This window comes from Geobacter sp. PheSNFMC (assembly GCF_059620965.1).
Genome location: NZ_JCAMRN010000044.1, coordinates 1 through 17,996 on the forward strand (window position 1 = coordinate 1; position 17,996 = coordinate 17,996).

Genomic DNA, 17,996 nt, shown 5'->3' on the forward strand with positions numbered 1-17,996 from the left:
CATGAGCGGGGTCTTGATGAAGCGTGAAGGGGTTTTATACATACTGTCGGCACCGTCTGGGGCGGGTAAAACCACGCTGTGCAGAGAAATAATTGACATTTTTCCACATCTGCGGCATTCTGTCAGCTACACTACGCGCGCGCCGCGGCCCGGCGAAGTCCATGGCAAAGACTATTTTTTCGTTTCCATGGATGAGTTCCGCCGGATGATCGATGCGGATGAGTTCGCGGAGTGGGCAGAGGTTCACGGCAACTGCTACGGCACCTCCATTCGGACCCTTGAGGAGAATCGTGCAGCAGGCGTGGATCTCATCCTGGATATCGATATCCAGGGGGCACGCCAGCTCCAGGAGCGGTATGCGGGCGGCGTTTATATCTTCATTCTCCCCCCCAGCTTCGAGGAACTGCGTCGGCGGCTCAACAGGCGCTCCTCGGACAGCGACGAGGTGATCAGCCGGCGGATCAACGCTGCTGCCGGCGAGATCCGGGAATCCCGCTGGTACGACTATATCATCGTCAACGATCAGTTCAGCCGGGCGGTTGAAGAGCTCAAATCGGTGATCATTGCCGAGCAGTGCCGCACAGCCAGGGTGCTGGATGCGGTTTCAGGAATTTTTTCAATGGATTGAATGGCCCCGTTGCGGGCCGGACTTTACCCACGTTACCGTCCCCGCCGTCAGCGGGTACCGGTTGCACGAAAGGAGTAACAATGGCACGCGTAACCGTAGAGGATTGCCTGGACAAGGTGGATAACCGGTTCCTGCTCGTCATGCTTGCGTCCAAGCGCGTCAAGCAGTTGTACAAGGGGGCGCGTCCGCTCATCGACACCCGGGGCGCCAACAAGAACGTGGTGATCTCCCTGCGTGAAATCGCCGCCGGCAAGGTCGGATACGAGCTGACCAGTCGTCGTTCCCGCTAATCACAGGATCTCCCCAGGGCAGAAGCACCAGGCTTCCGCCCTTTTTTTGTCTTTTTCCCCATGATACGGCTCAACGATATCCTCGATAAGGTCGTCACCTACAATCCGGTGGCCGACCTGGACCTGATCCGCAAGGCCTATGTCTACTGCGCCAAGGTCCACCAGGGACAGACGCGTCTCTCGGGAGAGCCCTATCTCGTTCACCCCATGGAGGTGGCGGGCGTACTGGCTGACCTGAAGCTCGACGTGCCAACGGTGGTGACCGGGCTGCTCCATGACACCATCGAGGATACCCTCACCACCCGGGAGGAACTGGAGGGGATGTTCGGCGTCGAGGTGGCAAACCTGGTCGACGGCGTCACCAAGATCGGAAAGATTCACTTCAAGACCAAAGAGGAGAGTCAGGCCGAGAACTTCCGCAAGATGCTGCTGGCCATGGCCAACGACATCCGGGTCATTCTTGTCAAGCTCGCCGACCGCCTCCACAACATGCGGACGCTCCAGTACCAGCCCGAGCCGAAGCAACGTTCCATCTCCCGCGAGACCCTCGATATCTACGCCCCCCTTGCGAACCGCCTCGGCATTTCATGGATCAAGAGCGAGCTGGAAGACCTTTCCTTCCGTTACCTGGAACCACAGATCTACTACGACCTGGCCTCAAAGGTTGCCAAGAAGAAGAAGGAGCGGGAAAGCTACGTGGAGGAGGTGCGGCAGATCATCGTCTCCAAGCTTGCCGAGCACGACCTCAAGGGCGATGTCTTCGGCCGGAGCAAGCACCTCTACTCCATCTGGCGCAAAATGCAGGCCCGCAATGTGGACATCGACCAGATCTACGACCTTGTGGCGATCCGGGTCATGGTGAACGACATCCGGGAGTGCTACGAGGTCCTCGGGATCATCCATTCGACCTGGAAACCGATCCCTGGCCGTTTCAAGGACTATATCGCCATGCCCAAGGGGAACATGTACCAGTCGCTCCATACGACGGTCATCGGTCCGCACGGGGAGCGCATGGAGGTCCAGATCCGCACGTCCGACATGCACCGGGTGGCGGAGGCCGGCATCGCAGCTCACTGGAAGTATAAAGAAGGCAAGGGGTACGACGAGAAAGAGGTCAAGCGGTTCGCCTGGCTGAGGCAGTTGCTGGAGTGGCAGCAGGAGCTCCAGGATTCCCACGAGTTCATGAATACGGTCAAGGTGGAACTTTTCCCCGAGGAGGTCTACGTCTTTACTCCCAGGGGGGACGTGAAGAGCTTCCCCAAGGGGTCGACCCCCATTGATCTGGCCTATACCATCCACACCGACATCGGGCATCGCTGTGTGGGCGCCAAGGTGAACGGCAAGCTGGTTCCCCTCAAGTATGAGCTGAAGAACGGCGATATCGTGGAGGTGATCACCTCTCCGCACCACACTCCGAGCAAGGACTGGCTGAAGATCGTCAAGAGTTCCCGTGCCCGCAACAAGATCCGGGCATGGATCAAGACAGAGGAGCGGGTCCGGAGCATGTCTCTCGGCAAGGAGATCCTGGAGAAGGAGTTCCGGCGCTATTCTCTCAACCTGGCCAAGCTGCAGAAAAGCGGAGAAATTAAGCGAGTGGCTTCGGAGTTCGGCCTCTCCACCGACGATGACCTCATGGCCGCCGTTGGTTACGGCAAGCTCTCGGCAAACCAGGTGATCGGCAAGTTGCTTCCCGAGGAAAAGCTTCAGGAGCGCCAGGAACAGAAGGAATCCCGCATCGGGAAGATGATCGGCAAGCTCACCGGCTCGTCTCCCAGCGCCATCCAGATCGGCGGGGTCGACGATGTTCTCGTGCGTTTCGGTAAGTGCTGCAACCCGGTTCCCGGAGACGACATCATCGGTTTCATCACTCGCGGAAGAGGGGTCACGATCCATACCGCCGACTGTCCCGTGGCCCTGGAAAACGACCCGGAGCGCCGTATCGCCGTCACCTGGAACCGTGAGCGCAAGGCTGCCCTGCCGGTGAAAATTCGAGTATCCTGTCACGACCAGAAGGGAATTCTCGCCACCATCACCCAGGCCATCACCGATTGTGAAGCGAACATCTCCAGCGCGTCGATCCAAAGCACGGTCGACAAGCGCGGGGTCAATGTCTTTGAAGTGGACGTTACCGACCTGAATCACCTGAAGCGGGTAATGAACAACATCATGAAGCTGAGCGGTGTTATTTCGGTCGAGCGAATGAAGAATTGAAGGGGGGAGCATGAAAGAGATTATTGCGACGGAGCAGGCGCCCAGGGCGATCGGTCCCTATTCCCAGGCGGTAAGGGCAGGGGGATTCCTGTTCCTGTCGGGCCAGATTCCCCTTGATCCCGCCACCGGCGAAATGGTCGACGGGGACATCACGGTCCAGACGACGCGCGTGATGGACAACATGGCAGCGGTGCTGGCCGAGGCGGGCCTCGGGTTTGACGCCATCGTGAAGACGACGATCTTTCTTGCGGATCTCGCTGATTTTGCCGCCGTGAACCAGGCCTACGGCAGCCGCTTTGCTGCGGCGCCGCCGGCGCGTTCCACCGTGGAGGTGAAGGGGCTTCCCCGGGGCGCTCTCGTGGAAATCGAGGCGATTGCGTTCTGCCGGTAAGGGGCGAATGGCAGGTGTCTGTGGGGTATGCCGGCGTTGGAACGACAAAAAGCCGCACGCGCTTACGCGCTGCGGCTCAGTCATTTCGTGGCCTGGCGAACGTAGGGGCTAGACGGCCTTGGTTACGTGGCCGGAACGGATGCAGCGGGTGCAGACCTTGATGGTCTTGACGCTGCCATTGCGGACGGCCTTCACCTTCTGGAGGTTCGGATGCCACGTGGTGCGGGTCTTGTTGTTGGCGTGGCTGACATTGTTACCAAAACTGGGGCCTTTGCCGCAGATTTCGCAAACTTTGGACATGGTTCTACTCCCTTCGGGTGGCTTTCGAAGCTCCCTTTTATAGCAGACGGAAAATGCGAATGCAAGTGAAATGTTCCGTCAAGGATGTGTGATGGCTCTCTTTTTCCGGGGGATCATATCCCTTCTCATCGTAGTGCTGATCATAGTGGCCGTGCTGTTCGTGGACTTTGCCTACAAAACCTTTTCCCTGCGCCAGAGGGATGTGACCACCGATGCCATCGTGGTTCTGGCCGGGGGACGGGGGAGGGTTGAGGAGGGAGTCCGCCTCTTCCGGGAGCGCAAAGGCACGTACCTTTATCTCATCGGCGTCGATCCCGTGGTGAAGAAGCGGGACCTGTTCCGGGACCGGGAGGGAGAGCGGCTCGCAGATCGTGTTTTCCTGGAGAACCTGTCCCGCAACACCCTTGAAAACGCCCTCTACGGCCGGGAGATCATCATGCGGAAAGAGGTGCGTTCAATCCGGCTGATCACCTCCCGCTACCACATGAAGCGGGCCACTCTTCTCTTCCGCCAGGTATTGCCGCGTGACATCGCCATCTATCCCCACCCGGTCGACACCACCAACCTCAAGGAGCGGTGGTGGGACGACAAGGGGAGCTTCCGGCTTCTCTTCAGCGAGTTCTACAAGTACTGTCTCTTCAGGTTTTTCTTCCTTTTTGCCTCGGCGGAGTTGCGAACCCCGGCCAGGTAGGGAACTATTTCTCTTCCTTCTCCTCGATGCGGGGGAACAGGGCCTCCGCCTTGACGATCCGCGCCCCGGGCGCCAGCCTGCCCCATGCGAGATCTTCGTCGCGGCAGGGCTCCGTCCATCCCAGGTAGTCGAGGGCCTTGGCGGCGGTGCGCGGCATGAAGGCCGAGAGGATCAGGTGCACGATGCGCTGGGCTTCCAACAGCGTGTACATGACCGTGCCGAGGTAGTCCCGCTTGGCCGGGTCTTTGGCCAGGGTCCAGGGGGCCGTCTCGTCGATGTACTTGTTTCCCGCCGAGATCACCTCCCAGATGGCCTGGAGTCCCTTGCTGAAGGCCAGTTCGTCCATGCAGGCATCCACCTGGCGCACCATGGCTTCGGTCTTTTCCCTGAAGGCGGTGTCCAGCTCGGTCTGGGGGCCGGGGGCGGGGAGAACGCCGTCGAAGTACTTGTTGACCATGGCGGTGGAGCGGTTGAGCAGGTTGCCCAGATCGTTCGCCAGGTCGGAGTTGATCCGGTGGACAAGGGCCGCGTGGGAGAAGTCGCCGTCAAGGCCGAAGGGGACTTCACGCAGCAGGAAATAACGGACCGCGTCGATGCCGTACCGGTCCACCAGCATGTTGGGCTCCACCACGTTCTGGAGGCTCTTGCTCATTTTCTGGCCTTCCACGGTCCACCATCCGTGGGCAAAGACCTTTTTGGGCACCGGCAGTCCCGCGGCCATGAGGAAGGTGGGCCAGTAGACCGCATGGAAACGGAGGATGTCCTTGCCGATCAGGTGAACGTCCACCGGCCAGTACGTCTTGAACGCGCTTTCCTCATCCGGATAGCCCAGGGCAGTGATGTAGTTGGTCAGGGCATCGAACCAGACGTAGATGACATGCCTTTCGTTTCCGGGAACCGGAATGCCCCAATTGAAGGAGGTCCGGGAGACGGAGAGGTCGCGCAGGCCTTCCTTTACGAAGGAAATGATCTCGTTGCGCCTGCTCTTGGGCTGGATGAAGTCGGGATTCGCCTCGATGTGGGCCAGGAGCTGCTCCTGGTATTTGCTCATCCTGAAGAAGTAGGATTCTTCCTTGAGCTTGTCCACCGGACGGTTGCAGTCGGGGCATTTGCCGTCCATGAGCTGGGTTTCGGTCCAGAAGGTTTCGCAGGGAGTACAGTACCAGTCCTCATATTCACCCAGGTAAATGTCACCCTGGGCCATGATCTTGGTAAAGATGTGCGAGACCCCGTTCTTATGCCGTTCCTGGGTCGTGCGGATGAAGTCGGTGTACTGGATGTCCAGTTTTTCCCACAGGCCCTGGAAACGCTTGACCACCCGGTCGGCCAGTTCCAGGGGCGTTTCGCCGGCGGTGTTGGCCGCCTTTTCGACCTTCTGGCCATGTTCGTCGGTGCCGGTAAGGAAGAAGACCTCGTACCCCTTGAGCTTCTTGTAGCGGGCGAGAACGTCTGCTGCAAGGGTGGTGTAGGCGTGGCCGATGTGCGGTACGTCGTTTACGTAGTAGATGGGTGTCGTGACATAGAACGTTCGGCTCATTTCTTCTCCTTTTTATCCCGGTCTCTTCCCTTGCCGCCCCGGCGTTCCCGGTTGCCCCCCTCCTCGCGGGGGGGAGCCTGCTCCCGCTCCTGACGTTCGCGCCGCTCGCCACCTGAGCCTTCTTTGCGTTCCTTGTCGCGCTCCCGGGGGCGTTCGCGGCGCTCCCCGTCCTGGGGCGATTTCTGGTCTTTCTCCCGTCCTCCCTCTTTGCGCGGGGCCTTGGGGCGATCGAAGATGTTCTCGGGCTTGATCTCCTCGCCCTTGACGACCATTTCGCGATCTTCCTCGGTCCGGATGGTGACGGTCCCTTCCAGGATGTTCTGCTTGACGACCTCCCCCTCCGCGGCGCCGCACTTCACAATCTTACCGCATTTGGGCAGGCACTTCTTGAGGGAGCAGTAGGTTTCGAATTCGTAGCCGAGGCAGCAGAGGAGCCGGCCGCACTGGCCCGAGATCTTGGTGGGGTTGAGGGCCAGGTTTTGCTCCTTGGCCATTTTGACCGAGACGGGCTCGAAATCGCGCAGAAAGGACGAGCAGCAGAGCTCCCGGCCGCAGATGCCGATGCCGCCGATCATCTTGGACTCGTCCCGTACCCCGATCTGACGCATCTCGATGCGGGTATGGAACTGGTGGGCCAGATCCTTGACCAGCTCCCGGAAATCGACCCGCCCGTCGGCGGTGAAGTAGAAAATGGCCTTGCTCCCGTCAAAGAGATACTCCACCTTGACGAGTTTCATGTCCATGCCCCGCTCCTTGATCTTGCGGAGGCAGAAATGGTAGGCGTCCTGCTCCTTGGCCGCGTTGCGGGCCGCCGAAGCCAGGTCAGACGGTTCGGCGAGGCGGACGATGTTCTTGAGCCCCTCAGGGGCATGGGTATCTTCGTATTCCCGCGGCGGGGTAACGACCATGGCGATGCTCCGGCCCCGCTCGGTTTCGACGATGACCCGGTCACCCTGTTTCAGGTCGAGGTCGCCGGAACCGAAGTCGTAGAGTTTCCCGGCGGTATGAAACTGGACCTTGACGATTTTGACCACACTATCCTCCCGGGGAGTTCCCCGTTGTCAGTTTGAAGTGCCCGTTTTTTAGACGGAGTGCGTTACGGTGCCGTCCGGTCCGCCAGGCGCATGAGGAGCACGTCCATGGTGAGCCGGGGATTTGCATTGCGCTGGAGCGCCTGGCGCGCCTCCATGACGTGGCCGAGGCGGGCGAGGGTCCGCTCCGGCGTCACCCGGCACGCTTCTTCTTCGAGAAGGGCGACGAGATCCCGATTGACCACCCCGTTGCTTCCTCCCTGGATGAGGAGAATATCGCGCAACAGTGAGGTGAGGGTGCCAAGGGCCTCCACGGCGCGTTCCCGGTCCGCGGCCAGTTCCTCGGCGGCCGCGAAGAGGGGGGTGATCTCTTCCAGAGTGAGAGTCCGAAGCCGTTCGATCAGTCCCTGCCGGGCCGCCCCGGCGCTCCCTTCCTCCATCTCCAGCGCCCGGGAGAGGCTACCGCCAGCCAGGGATGCGGCCAGGCGGGCTGCGTCCGGTTCCCGGCCTGCGTCCGTCAGGTACTCTTCGATCACCCGCTCGGGGAGCGGCGAAAACCTCAGGAGCTGACAGCGGGAACGGACCGTGGGGAGAATCCCTGCCGGGTTCGTGGTGAGCAGGATCAGAAGGGCGCTGCCCGGCGGTTCTTCCAGCGTCTTGAGCAGCGCGTTGGCCGCTGCCGGGTTGAGCCGATCGGCATCGTCGATGATGCATGCCTTCATCGGTGCCTCAACCGGACGCAGGGAAAGCTCCCGCTGCAGTTCCCTTATCTGGTCGATCTTGATGAATGCACCCTCGGGAGCCAGGCGGTGCAGGTCCGGGTGCTGGAGTCCGGCCATTTTCCGGCAGGAGGGGCATGAGCCGCAGCCGTCGTCCCGCCGGCAGAAGGCTGCCTCGATGAAGGCGAGGGCGGTGGTCATCTTGCCGCACCCCTCGATCCCTTCGAAGAGGTAGGCATGGGCCGCTTTGCCCGAACGGAGCGCGCGCCGCAGGACGTTTACGGCGGTTTCCTGGCCGAGGACGCGGGAAAAGGGCATCGTCCTACCTCCGGGGCACGCGGTTCAGGAGCACACCCGCCACGGCCGTTGCCGTCGCTTCGACCCCTTCGTTTCCGTCGATCACGGCGAACCGGTGGGGTTCCCCGCAGGCCAGGGCGAGAAACCCCTCTCGCACCCGCTCGTGAAAGAGGAGCGATTCCTGCTCGAACCGTTCTTCCCGGTTCGTTTGCCGGGAGCTGATCCGCGCCGCAGCCCTGGCAAGCCCCACCGTCACGGGGCAGTCGAGGAGGATGGTGAGGTCCGGCCGGATCTGTCCTGCGGCCAGGGTGTTGAGCCGGGCAATGAGATCCCGGTCCAGGTTGCGGCCGAAACCCTGGTAGACGAGGGTGGAATCGGTAAAGCGATCGCAGAGGACCACGGCCCCCTCCGCCAGGGCGGGTGCGATGACCTCGGCCACGTGCTGGGCCCGCGCCGCCGCGTAGAGGAGGAGCTCCGTCATGGGGACCATGGCGCTGTTGCCGGCGTCCAGCAGGATGGCCCGGATGTCGTCGGCAATGGGGCAGCCGCCCGGTTCGCGCGTCACGACCACCCGGTGGCCCGCCTCCTTGAGGGACTGTGCCGCCCGCTGGATCTGGGTCGTTTTGCCGCATCCCTCGATGCCTTCGAATGTAATGAAATAGCCCATACGGCCCGGACGTACCCTCTCGATTCGTAAAGGCCGAATTATAGGCGAGAGGTCATGCATTATCAAGCGCAAAATGGTCTCCGGTCCGCATATCTATTGATAAAGACGATGGAATCGGGTTATACTTCCCAGCTATGCGTGAAACGGATGAACAACCCGTCGCCGGCGGCGCGGCATCAGCGGAGGGACTGGAGACCTCGATCGGCTATCGCTTCACTGACCGCCGCTTTCTGGACGAGGCCCTGACCCACCGTTCCTGGCTGAACGAGGTCCGCTCCCCGACGGTTCCCGACAATGAACGGCTCGAATTTTTCGGCGATGCCATCCTTGGTTTCTGCATCGGCAAGATGCTCCTGCAGCACTACCCCGAAAGCCGGGAGGGGACGCTGGCACGGATGAAATCGGCCTTGGTGGGCGAAGAGACTCTCGCCGACCTGGCCGCGGCCGTGGAGCTCGGCAGCTATCTGCGCCTCGGGCGCGGCGAGGAGCGCTCCGGAGGCCGCCACCGCAGATCGCTGCTCGCCAATGCCCTGGAAGCTCTTCTGGCGGCCATGTATCTCGACGGAGGGATGGCTCCGGTGGAGCGTCTCGTGGACGCGTGGTTCGGCCCACGCCTGGCCGGTGTTGCTGCCGGGGTAAAGGGACGGGATTTCAAGACTGATTTCCAGGAACTGGCCCACGCCCTGTATGGTGGCTTGCCCCGATATGTCCTGGTCGATACCAGTGGTCCCGCCCATGACCTGCGCTTCACCGTGGCGGCGTACGTGGGTGAGCAGCTCCTGGGCCAGGGGGCTGGTAGGAGCAAGAAGGAGGCGGAGCAGGCTGCGGCGCGCCAATGCCTGGAACGCCTCGAAGCGGGGCGGCGCAGCGCTGCCCCATGACGCGGCCCGTTATCGTCCCGTTCTTCATTTCCCACCAGGGATGCCCCCACCGCTGCGTCTTCTGCGACCAGGAGCGCATCGCAGGCCGGACCGGTGGGCTTCCGACCGCCGCAGAGATCCATTCCGCCGTGAAGGCCTTCGGCAGGGGACGGCCCGTTGAGGCGGCTTTTTACGGCGGCACATTCACGAGCCTTCCCCGCAGCGAACAGGAGAGACTCCTGACGGCGCTGCAGCCCCTTCGGCACGATGGTTCCGTAAGGAGCGTGCGGCTTTCCACCCGGCCCGACGCCCTCGATGCCGAAACAGCCGGCTTTTTGAAGTCCATGGGGGTAGCCAGTGTGGAACTGGGCGTCCAATCCATGGACGACCGGGTTCTGGCGGCGTCCGGCAGAGGGCACTCGGCCGCTGACACGGTGCGGGCATTCGAGGTCCTGCGGCGCGAGGGGATCGCCGCGGGGGCGCAACTGATGCCCGGACTGCCCGGCGACAGCCGGGAGCGTTCGCTGGATTCCCTGACGCGGATTTTCGATCTGAAGCCCGTCTCCCTCCGCATCTACCCGACCCTGGTAGTGGCGGGGACCAGGCTTGCCGAACTCTGGGCCGAAGGGAGCTACACCCCCTTGACCCTTGCCGATGCCGTATCTCTCTGTGCCGACATGCTGCTGGCCTGCAAGCGGGCCGGGGTCCCGGTCATCCGGCTGGGCCTTCAGCCGACGGATATCCTGGAACGTTCGGTGCTGGCGGGCCCCTGGCACCCGGCCCTGCGCCAGCTCGTGGAGGGCGAGCTCTGGTACCGGCTGCTGGAGCGGCTTACCGCCGGCCTTGCCGCGGGAACCGAGGTGTCGGTGGCCTGTGCCCCCGCACGGATTTCCGATGTGGTGGGACAGCGGCGCGCCAACCTGTCCCGCCTGCTGGAACGGCGGGGGATCGTCATCACCGGGGTTGCCGGCTGCCCCGCCGCGGCACCCGATACCCTTACCCTGACCCACGCCGGCGGCACCGTTGCCGGCGGTCTGACCGACTGAACAGCCGCCCTAGCGGCGGCCACACTCACAAGGAGTACTATGTTGTCTAAAACGCCATTCCGCTCGGGCTTTGTCTCGATCATCGGCCGCCCCAACGTGGGGAAGTCGACGCTTCTCAACCGGATCCTCGGGGAAAAGATCGTCATCACCTCGGACAAGCCCCAGACGACCCGCAACCGCATCCAGGGAATCCACAATCTGCCCGGCGCCCAGATCGTGTTCATCGACACGCCGGGAATCCACCACGCCCGTTCGCGGCTCAACAAATTCATGGTGGAAGAGGCCCTTTCCTCCATCCGCGAGGTGGACCTGGTCATGCTGCTGGTGGAGGCCAACCGGGCTCCGGGCGACCAGGAGCGGGAGATCGCGGGGCTTCTGCCCGGCGTGAATGTACCGGTCTTCCTGGTTGTCAACAAGATCGATCTCATCGATCCTGATATCCTGGCCGAGCGGCTCACCGCCTATGCCGAGCTGTTTCCTTTCCGCGAAGTGGTGCCGGTTTCCGCTGAAACCGGCGAGAACGTGGAGCGGCTGGTGGAGGTGGTGCGCGATACCCTGCCCGAGGGGCCGGTCTACTTTCCGGACGACATCCTCACGGATCTGCCCGAGCGGTTCATTGTGGCCGAGATCGTGCGGGAAAAGGTCTTTCGCCTCACCCGTGATGAGATTCCCTACTCCACCGCCGTGGAGGTGGACAGCTTCCGGGAGCGGGAGGACGGAGGCCTCGTCTCCATTTCCGCCACCATCACGGTGGAGCGCGACTCCCAGAAGGGGATCATCATCGGCCGCAAGGGGGCCATGCTCAAGCAGATCGGCAGCGAGGCCCGGCTGGAGATCGAGCGGTTGCTCGACACGAAGGTGTTTCTGGAGCTCTTCGTGCGGGTCCGCAGGGACTGGAGCGAAAACCCGAACATACTCAAGGAGCTCGGATACCGATGATACTGCCGATCGTTGCCATAGTAGGCCGCCCCAATGTGGGCAAGTCGACCCTTTTCAACCGCCTCGTGGGGCGCCGCAAGGCGATAGTTGACGACATGCCCGGCGTAACCCGGGACCGCAATTACGAGACGGTCACCCGTTTCGACGTCCCCTTCATCCTGATCGACACCGGCGGGTTCGAGCCCGAGAGCTCCGACCGCCTCCTCCAGCAGATGCGCGAGCAGTCCCGGCTCGCCATGGAAGAGGCCGACGTGATCCTCTTCCTCATGGACGGCCGCGCCGGACTCAACCCCGCCGATGTGGAAGTGGTGGAGATGCTCCGGCGGGTGGACAAGCCGGTTTTCTTCGTGGTCAACAAGGTGGATGGCGAAACCCTGGAGGTGGCGGCATCCGAGTTCTACTCCCTGGGAGTCGACAATCTGCTTACCATTTCGGCGGAGCACAACCGCGGCGTGCGCGACCTGATGGACGAGGTGGTGGCGGCCCTGCCCCGGCGGACCACCAGCCCCGAGGAGCGCGAGGCGACCAAGATCGCCGTCGTGGGCCGCCCCAACGTGGGCAAATCCTCCCTGGTCAACCGGCTGCTGGGATACGAGCGGGTGGTGGCCAACCCCACCCCCGGCACCACCCGGGATTCCGTGGACACCTGGTTCACCTGCAACAAGAAGCGCTACCTCCTCATCGATACCGCAGGCATCCGGCGCAAGGGGAAGACCACCCAGAAGATCGAAAAATACAGCGTGGTGGACTCCCTGCGCAGCATCGAGCGGGCCGACGTGGTCCTCATCGTGCTCAATGCCGAGGAGGGGGTGACCGAGCAGGACGAGCGGATTGCCGGCTATGCCTTTGAGGCGGGCAAGGCCTGCATCTTCGTGGTCAACAAGTGGGACGCCATTGAGAAGGACAACAGCTCCGTGGGGCGCTTCGTGGATAAGATCAGGACTGAATTCAAGTATCTCGCCTTTGTGCCGATAGTATTTGTGTCGGCACAAACAGGCCAGCGGCTCAACCGGATCATGGAAGAGGTGGACAAGGTCATGGCCCAGTTCGTGAAACGGGTCACCACCTCGGAGCTCAACCGGGTCTTTTCGGCGGCGGTGGAGAGCCATCACCACCCGCTCGTCATGGGGCGGCGGGTCAAGTTCTACTTCGCCACCCAGGTGGGGACCAGGCCCCCCACCTTCGTCATCTTCACCAATCGGCCGGATGGGATGCACTTTTCCTATGAACGGTACCTTGTTAATAAATTCCGCGAGGCGTTCGATTTTACCGGAACGCCCTTACGCCTGCTGTTCAGGGGACGGGAACGCTAGCCCCCCGAACGAGCGTAAACGGCGGCTGGGCGGCCCCTCGCGGGGAGTCGTAACCACTTTACTTGCATGGGCCGATGGTTTATGATGGGCGCCGCTTCCAGCACCAATCCGCGACGTGTTGACAGGATTCGGGTATGAGTCTCGTCGGCAACCTGGAAGATCTGGGCCTGGGGGAAATCCTCCAGATCGTAAGCCTTTCCCGCAAATCGGGTGTCCTGCGGCTCAACAGCAGAGGGCGGCTGGGCGAGATCGTTTTCCGCCAGGGCAAGGTGATCCGGGCCTCGTCGAGCAGTTTCCAGGAAAGCCTCGGCGAACTGCTGATCCGCAAGAGACTCATTGATCTGGCGACCCTCCGCGGCGCCCTTGCCCTCCAGGAACGGGAAGGATTTCAGGCCCGGCTCGGCTCGATCCTGATCCGCCAGTATGGAGTAGCTGCGGCGGCCATCGACGAGGTGGTCCGGGAGCAATTCGAAAAAGTCGTCTACTCCCTGTTCGCCTGGGTCGAGGGAGCCTTCGACTTTGAGCTTCAGGAAACCGTGGAGGCGGTCGACAGCATCCGGATGGACCCGATGCAGTTCATGCTCGACCAGGGGCTGAATCCTCAGTTCCTGGCCATGGAAGGCGCGCGGATCATCGACGAACAACGGCACCGCGGAGACCTTCCTCCCGCTGCAGCGCCCCAGGCAGCCGTCCCGTCCGTGGCCGGCATGGAGGGGGGGGATGCGTCCGGTCTGCAGCCGGACGCTGCGGCACAAACCCAAGAGCCGGTATCGCTTGTCCTTGTCGACGACGATGGCCTGACCCGGGAGATGCTTGCGGCGGCGCTGGAGGGGGGAGGTTACCGGGTCTATCAGCAGGAGCGGAGCGAGGATGCGCTGATCCGGATCGATTCTCTCTATCGCAAGGGAAAGCGGCCAGTGGTCCTTGCGGATCTCATCATGCCGCGCATGGACGGCACGGGGATCCTGGGCGGTCTCGAACTCGTGGAGCTCGTGCGGAACAATTTTCCCGACCTCCGGCTCCTGGTCATGTCCGACTACCATAACAGCGACGCCGAACGCCGGGTCGGGGGGATGGGGTATCCCCACCTGATCAAGCCGCGGCGGGCGCAGATGGCGGACCCGCAGGAAGCCGAGCGTTTCTGCCGTCACCTGCTGGATGTGCTCCGGCGGCTCCGGGGCGGCGAACTCTCCGTTGCCACGGGCGACGTAGTGAATCTGGGCCACGAGTTGCGCCTGGAGTTGGGCGACGACCTGAACGGCGAGGTCGAGGCCGTGGAGCCGAGCACCGGCATCACGCTGCTGCGGGGGATGCTCGAAGAACTGTCCAACCCTGCCCTCGGCGGAGGCGTTACCTTGATGGTCCTCCGTTTTGCCGCCGAGTTCATGAATCGGGCCATCATCTTCATGGTGAGGCGCGACGAGATCGTCGGGCTGGGCCAGTTCGGCATCGAGGAGACCGGGGGCTCCGCTGACGCACGAGTGAGCAGACTGCGGATCCCGCGTAACGGCGAATCGCTCTTCAGCGCGATCCTGGAGGCCAAGCATCCGGCCGTGGTGAGGCCCGAGCCGGCCGTCTGGAACCGATACCTGTTCGAGCACCTGGGGCCGGAGATCCCCGACGAGGTTTTTGTCGGCCCCATCGTGAGCGAGGGGCGGGTCGTCGCCATCCTCTATGGCGACAATCTGCCCGACAAAAAGCCGATCGGCGGCACCGAGGCCCTGGAGATTTTCCTTTCCCAGGCCGGTGTGGCCATGGAAAAGGCGCTTCTGGAGCGCAAGCTCCTCGAAAGCGGCCAGGGGGGAACGTGAAGAGGATTCTGATTGCCGAAGACTCTGCCACCATGCGATCGATGCTGGTGGCCACCATCCAGTCCCTGGATGGGTTCGAGATCGTCGAGGCCTCCAGCGGATTCGAGGCGTTGCGCCTGCTTCCCCGGGAGCGGCTCGATCTGATCATCACCGATATCAACATGCCCGACATCAACGGGCTTGAGCTGGTGAGCTTTGTCCGCACCAGCGACAATTACAGGCACATCCCGCTCTTCATCATTTCAACCGAAGGGAGCGAGCGGGACCGGGAAAAGGGGCTGTCGCTCGGGGCGAACGAATATCTCGTCAAGCCGTTCGATCCGGCCCGTCTCCAGGATCTGATCGTCAAGTACACCTCCTGAGCAGAGGTGGAGGGTTCCATGACCAACACGCACGATGCATCAGGCAGGGCCGTTGATGATTTTCTGGCCGAGGCCGAAGAGATTGTCGAGAAGCTCAGCATCGACCTGGTCACCCTCGGCGACTGTGCCGACAGCGGTGAATGCGACCCTGATCTCCTGAACGCAATTTTCCGCGGCTCCCACTCCCTCAAGGGGCTGGCGGGGATGTTCGGCTTTACGGAAATCCAGTCCCTGTCCCACAATCTGGAGAACCTGCTCGACTCTCTGCGGCTCGGCAAGATCCCCCTCACCCCCGAAACCATGAACGTGCTGTTCGATTCCATGGAGCTGCTGGCTGGAATCATCCGCGGCATCGGCAGCGGCGAGGAGCACAGTGCGGCCATCGAGGACGCCGTCTCCCGGCTCAACGCCTGCGCCTCGGCCCGGGAAGCCCAGGAGGTTTCGCCCCTCAGGGAACTGGGCATGCCCGACAAGGTTCTCAACTCCCTGACGGAGTACGAAGAACACCGCCTGCTGGAGAATGTGAAAAAGAGGCGGAACATCTTTTCCATCCACGCATCCTTCAGTCTCATGTCCTTTGACCAGGATCTGGGTGAGATCTCCGACACGCTCAAAAAAGAGGGGGAGGTCGTCAGTACGCTGCCGAGCGCCAGCGCTTCACCCGAGTCGTTCATAGACTTCGACATCCTCTTCGGCACCGACTTGGATGAAGAAGGCCTGTCCGCACTGCTCGACAGAGACGGGCTCACCATCGTCCGCTACGGCTCCGTTGCCCCGCCGGAAGAGCACGCTGACCTTCCCGCCACAGCCGCGCCGGCGTCCTCGCTGCCGTCCGTGCCGGCGCAGGCACCGGCCGTCGCAGCGCCGGCCGGCGTTGACGACCAACTTACTGCCAAGAGCATGAGCCGCACGGTCAGGGTCGATATCGGCAAGCTGGACGAGCTCATGAACATCGTGGGGGAGCTGGTCCTCTCCCACTCCACCATCGCTGATATCACCACCCGCATGAGGCTGGCGGGGTTCTCATCCCTGGCCATCGAGCTGGGCAAGGCCGCCAAGGGGCTCGACCGCAAGCTGACCGAGCTCCAGAAGGGGGTCATGGAAATCCGGATGATTCCCGTGGGGCAACTGTTCGAGAAAATGGCCCGCATCGTCCGGAAGGTTTCCCGGGAGCAGGATAAAAAGGTCGACCTCAAACTGTTCGGCGCCGACACCGAGTTGGACAAGCTGATCATCGAGGATATCTCGGACCCCATAGTCCACATCATCCGCAATGCCATCGATCACGGGCTGGAAACTCCCGGGGAGCGAAGTGCCGCCGGCAAGCCCGAACGGGGAACGATCCGGCTTTCCTCCTACCAGAAGGGCAACCACGTCGTCATCGAGGTGGCCGACGACGGCCGGGGCTTCAACATCGAGAAGGTCAAGCAGAAGGCCCTGGAGAAGGGGCTCATCAAGACCCTGGAAGGGGTGAGCGACCGGGACGCCCTCGACTTCATCTTTCTCCCCGGCTTTTCCACTGCGGACAAGGTGAGCGAGCTTTCGGGCCGGGGCGTCGGCATGGACGTGGTGAAGAGCAACATCGCCGCCGTGTCGGGCATGGTCGACATCGAAAGCGAATTCGGCAAGGGGAGCCGGATCATCATAACCCTGCCGATCACCCTCGCCATCATCAAGGCGCTGCTGGTCCTCACGGCTGACCGGACCTACGCCATTCCGATCACGTCGGTGCTTGAGACGATCATCGTGGAGGAGCGGGAAATCCTTACCGTGGAACGGAAAGAGGTGTACCAACTCCGGGAGACCACCCTGCCGCTGGTGCGGCTGGAGCGCTTTTTCAGGGTCCAGCGCGAGACCCCCCCGCCCGGCAGTTTTTACGTGGTGGTGGTCGGCGTGGCCGAAAAACGCCTGGGCATCATCGTGGACGACCTGGTGGGGCAGCAGGACATCGTCATCAAGTCGCTGGGCGACATGTTCAAGGGGTACAAGGGGATATCGGGCGCCGCCGACCTGGGCGACCAGAGGACGATCCTCGTCATGGATGTGGGGGGGATCATCGGCGAAGCCCTGCGGAGCGGGGGGTAAATGTACCGGGAATTCTATGGATTGCGGGAAAAGCCGTTTTCCAAGACCCCTGACCCGCGCTACCTCTTCCTGTCGCGGGGGCACCGGGAGGCCCTTGCGCGCCTCCAGTACGCCGTTGAGGAGCGGGAACTGGCCCTGCTGACCGGCGATATCGGCTGCGGCAAGACCACCATTTCCCGGGCGCTCATGGATGCCATGGGCGAGGCGTGCCGCTTCTGCTTCATCTTCAACCCCCGCCTCTCGCCGCTGGAGTTTCTGCGGGTCATCGCCCGGAGCCTCGGGGTCGACAATCCGGCGGGGGCCAAGGACGAGTTGCTGAAACAACTCACCGAAACGCTCTACCTCTTGCATGCCGAGGGGCGCTGCCCGGTGATCGTGGTGGACGAGGCCCAGCTCGTCCCGGACCGGGACGTGTTCGATGAGATCAGACTTCTCACCAACTACCAACTGGACGACCAGAACCTCATGAGCGTCGTCCTCATGGGGCAGCCCGAGCTGCGTCAGATCCTGGCCGACCCGGTCCATGAGCCCCTGCGGCAGCGGATTGCGCTTCACTACCACCTTCAGCCCCTCAGCCTCGACGAGACCCTGGAGTATATCGATTTCAGGCTCGAAGTGGCCGGGGGGGCGCCGGGGCTCTTTTCCCCGGATGCGGTGCAGCGGATTCATGAGCTTTCGGGCGGCGTGCCGCGCAAGATCAACATACTGGCAACCAATGCCCTGCTGGTCGGTTACGGCAGGGATGCGGCGTGGATCGACGCCTCTCTGGTGGAGGAGTTGCGGGACGAGGCGAACCTGTACTGACAGCTCACAACTTC

At 62.4% G+C, this 17,996-nt stretch carries 18 protein-coding genes; 13 read left to right on the plus strand and 5 right to left on the minus strand.

What is annotated here, in order from left to right:
* Positions 1-16: 16 nt before the first annotated feature.
* The 4 genes from gmk (at position 17) to AC6CDK_RS11160 (ending at position 3,520) form a co-directional block, all read left to right on the plus strand.
* Positions 17-628 carry a guanylate kinase gene (gene gmk / locus AC6CDK_RS11145; protein ID WP_039643803.1) on the plus strand — a complete coding sequence of 204 codons (612 nt, stop codon included), beginning with the start codon at positions 17-19 and terminating at the stop codon, positions 626-628.
* An 80-nt stretch (positions 629-708) separates the two neighbouring features.
* Complete coding sequence (gene rpoZ / locus AC6CDK_RS11150; protein WP_039643805.1) at positions 709-918, plus strand: DNA-directed RNA polymerase subunit omega; 210 nt, start codon at positions 709-711, stop codon at positions 916-918.
* Between the two features lie 60 nt (positions 919-978).
* On the plus strand, positions 979-3,129 hold the full coding sequence (locus tag AC6CDK_RS11155) for a RelA/SpoT family protein (RefSeq protein ID WP_039643807.1): 2,151 nt from the start codon (positions 979-981) through the stop codon (positions 3,127-3,129).
* 10 nt (positions 3,130-3,139) lie between these two features.
* On the plus strand, positions 3,140-3,520 hold the full coding sequence (locus AC6CDK_RS11160) for a RidA family protein (protein WP_039643809.1): 381 nt from the start codon (positions 3,140-3,142) through the stop codon (positions 3,518-3,520).
* 108 nt (positions 3,521-3,628) lie between these two features.
* Here AC6CDK_RS11160 and rpmB read toward each other — a convergent pair whose 3' ends face one another.
* Complete coding sequence (gene rpmB / locus AC6CDK_RS11165; protein ID WP_010942874.1) at positions 3,629-3,820, minus strand: 50S ribosomal protein L28; 192 nt, start codon at positions 3,818-3,820, stop codon at positions 3,629-3,631.
* A gap of 91 nt (positions 3,821-3,911) precedes the next feature.
* Between rpmB and AC6CDK_RS11170 the strand changes: the two genes are divergently transcribed.
* A complete protein-coding gene (locus AC6CDK_RS11170) occupies positions 3,912-4,511 on the plus strand; it encodes a YdcF family protein (protein WP_039643812.1) in 600 nt (199 codons plus the stop codon).
* Between the two features lie 4 nt (positions 4,512-4,515).
* Here AC6CDK_RS11170 and metG read toward each other — a convergent pair whose 3' ends face one another.
* The 4 genes from metG to tmk all read right to left on the minus strand — a co-directional run bounded on the left by metG (position 4,516) and on the right by tmk (position 8,762).
* Positions 4,516-6,048, minus strand: coding sequence for a methionine--tRNA ligase (metG, locus tag AC6CDK_RS11175; RefSeq protein ID WP_039643814.1), 1,533 nt, complete (start codon positions 6,046-6,048; stop codon positions 4,516-4,518).
* A complete protein-coding gene (locus AC6CDK_RS11180) occupies positions 6,045-7,082 on the minus strand; it encodes a PSP1 domain-containing protein (RefSeq protein ID WP_039643816.1) in 1,038 nt (345 codons plus the stop codon). Before AC6CDK_RS11180 ends, metG begins: the two co-directional genes overlap by 4 nt.
* Before the next feature lie 62 nt (positions 7,083-7,144).
* Positions 7,145-8,116 carry a DNA polymerase III subunit delta' gene (holB, locus tag AC6CDK_RS11185; protein WP_039643818.1) on the minus strand — a complete coding sequence of 324 codons (972 nt, stop codon included), beginning with the start codon at positions 8,114-8,116 and terminating at the stop codon, positions 7,145-7,147.
* A gap of 4 nt (positions 8,117-8,120) precedes the next feature.
* Complete coding sequence (gene tmk / locus AC6CDK_RS11190) at positions 8,121-8,762, minus strand: dTMP kinase (RefSeq protein WP_192905438.1); 642 nt, start codon at positions 8,760-8,762, stop codon at positions 8,121-8,123.
* A gap of 134 nt (positions 8,763-8,896) precedes the next feature.
* On the opposite strand from tmk, the gene rnc reads away from it, so the two are divergent.
* The 8 genes from rnc to AC6CDK_RS11230 all read left to right on the plus strand — a co-directional run bounded on the left by rnc (position 8,897) and on the right by AC6CDK_RS11230 (position 17,982).
* Entirely contained in the window at positions 8,897-9,643 is a 747-nt protein-coding gene (gene rnc / locus AC6CDK_RS11195; RefSeq protein ID WP_039643822.1) for a ribonuclease III, read from the plus strand.
* Positions 9,640-10,668 (plus strand): elongator complex protein 3, encoded by a 1,029-nt coding sequence (locus AC6CDK_RS11200; RefSeq protein WP_192905439.1) that lies wholly within the window; start codon positions 9,640-9,642, stop codon positions 10,666-10,668. The genes rnc and AC6CDK_RS11200 overlap by 4 nt, the downstream gene beginning before the upstream one ends.
* A gap of 42 nt (positions 10,669-10,710) precedes the next feature.
* Positions 10,711-11,607, plus strand: coding sequence for a GTPase Era (gene era / locus AC6CDK_RS11205; RefSeq protein WP_192905440.1), 897 nt, complete (start codon positions 10,711-10,713; stop codon positions 11,605-11,607).
* Positions 11,604-12,920, plus strand: coding sequence for a ribosome biogenesis GTPase Der (der, locus tag AC6CDK_RS11210; protein ID WP_039643828.1), 1,317 nt, complete (start codon positions 11,604-11,606; stop codon positions 12,918-12,920). The genes era and der overlap by 4 nt, the downstream gene beginning before the upstream one ends.
* Positions 12,921-13,054: 134 nt before the next feature.
* Entirely contained in the window at positions 13,055-14,731 is a 1,677-nt protein-coding gene (locus AC6CDK_RS11215; protein ID WP_039643830.1) for a response regulator, read from the plus strand.
* Positions 14,728-15,093, plus strand: coding sequence for a response regulator (locus tag AC6CDK_RS11220; protein WP_039643832.1), 366 nt, complete (start codon positions 14,728-14,730; stop codon positions 15,091-15,093). Before AC6CDK_RS11215 ends, AC6CDK_RS11220 begins: the two co-directional genes overlap by 4 nt.
* Before the next feature lie 18 nt (positions 15,094-15,111).
* A complete protein-coding gene (locus AC6CDK_RS11225; protein WP_192905441.1) occupies positions 15,112-17,178 on the plus strand; it encodes a chemotaxis protein CheA in 2,067 nt (688 codons plus the stop codon).
* Complete coding sequence (locus AC6CDK_RS11230) at positions 17,179-17,982, plus strand: ExeA family protein (RefSeq protein ID WP_039643836.1); 804 nt, start codon at positions 17,179-17,181, stop codon at positions 17,980-17,982.
* The last annotated feature ends 14 nt before the right edge of the window (positions 17,983-17,996 follow it).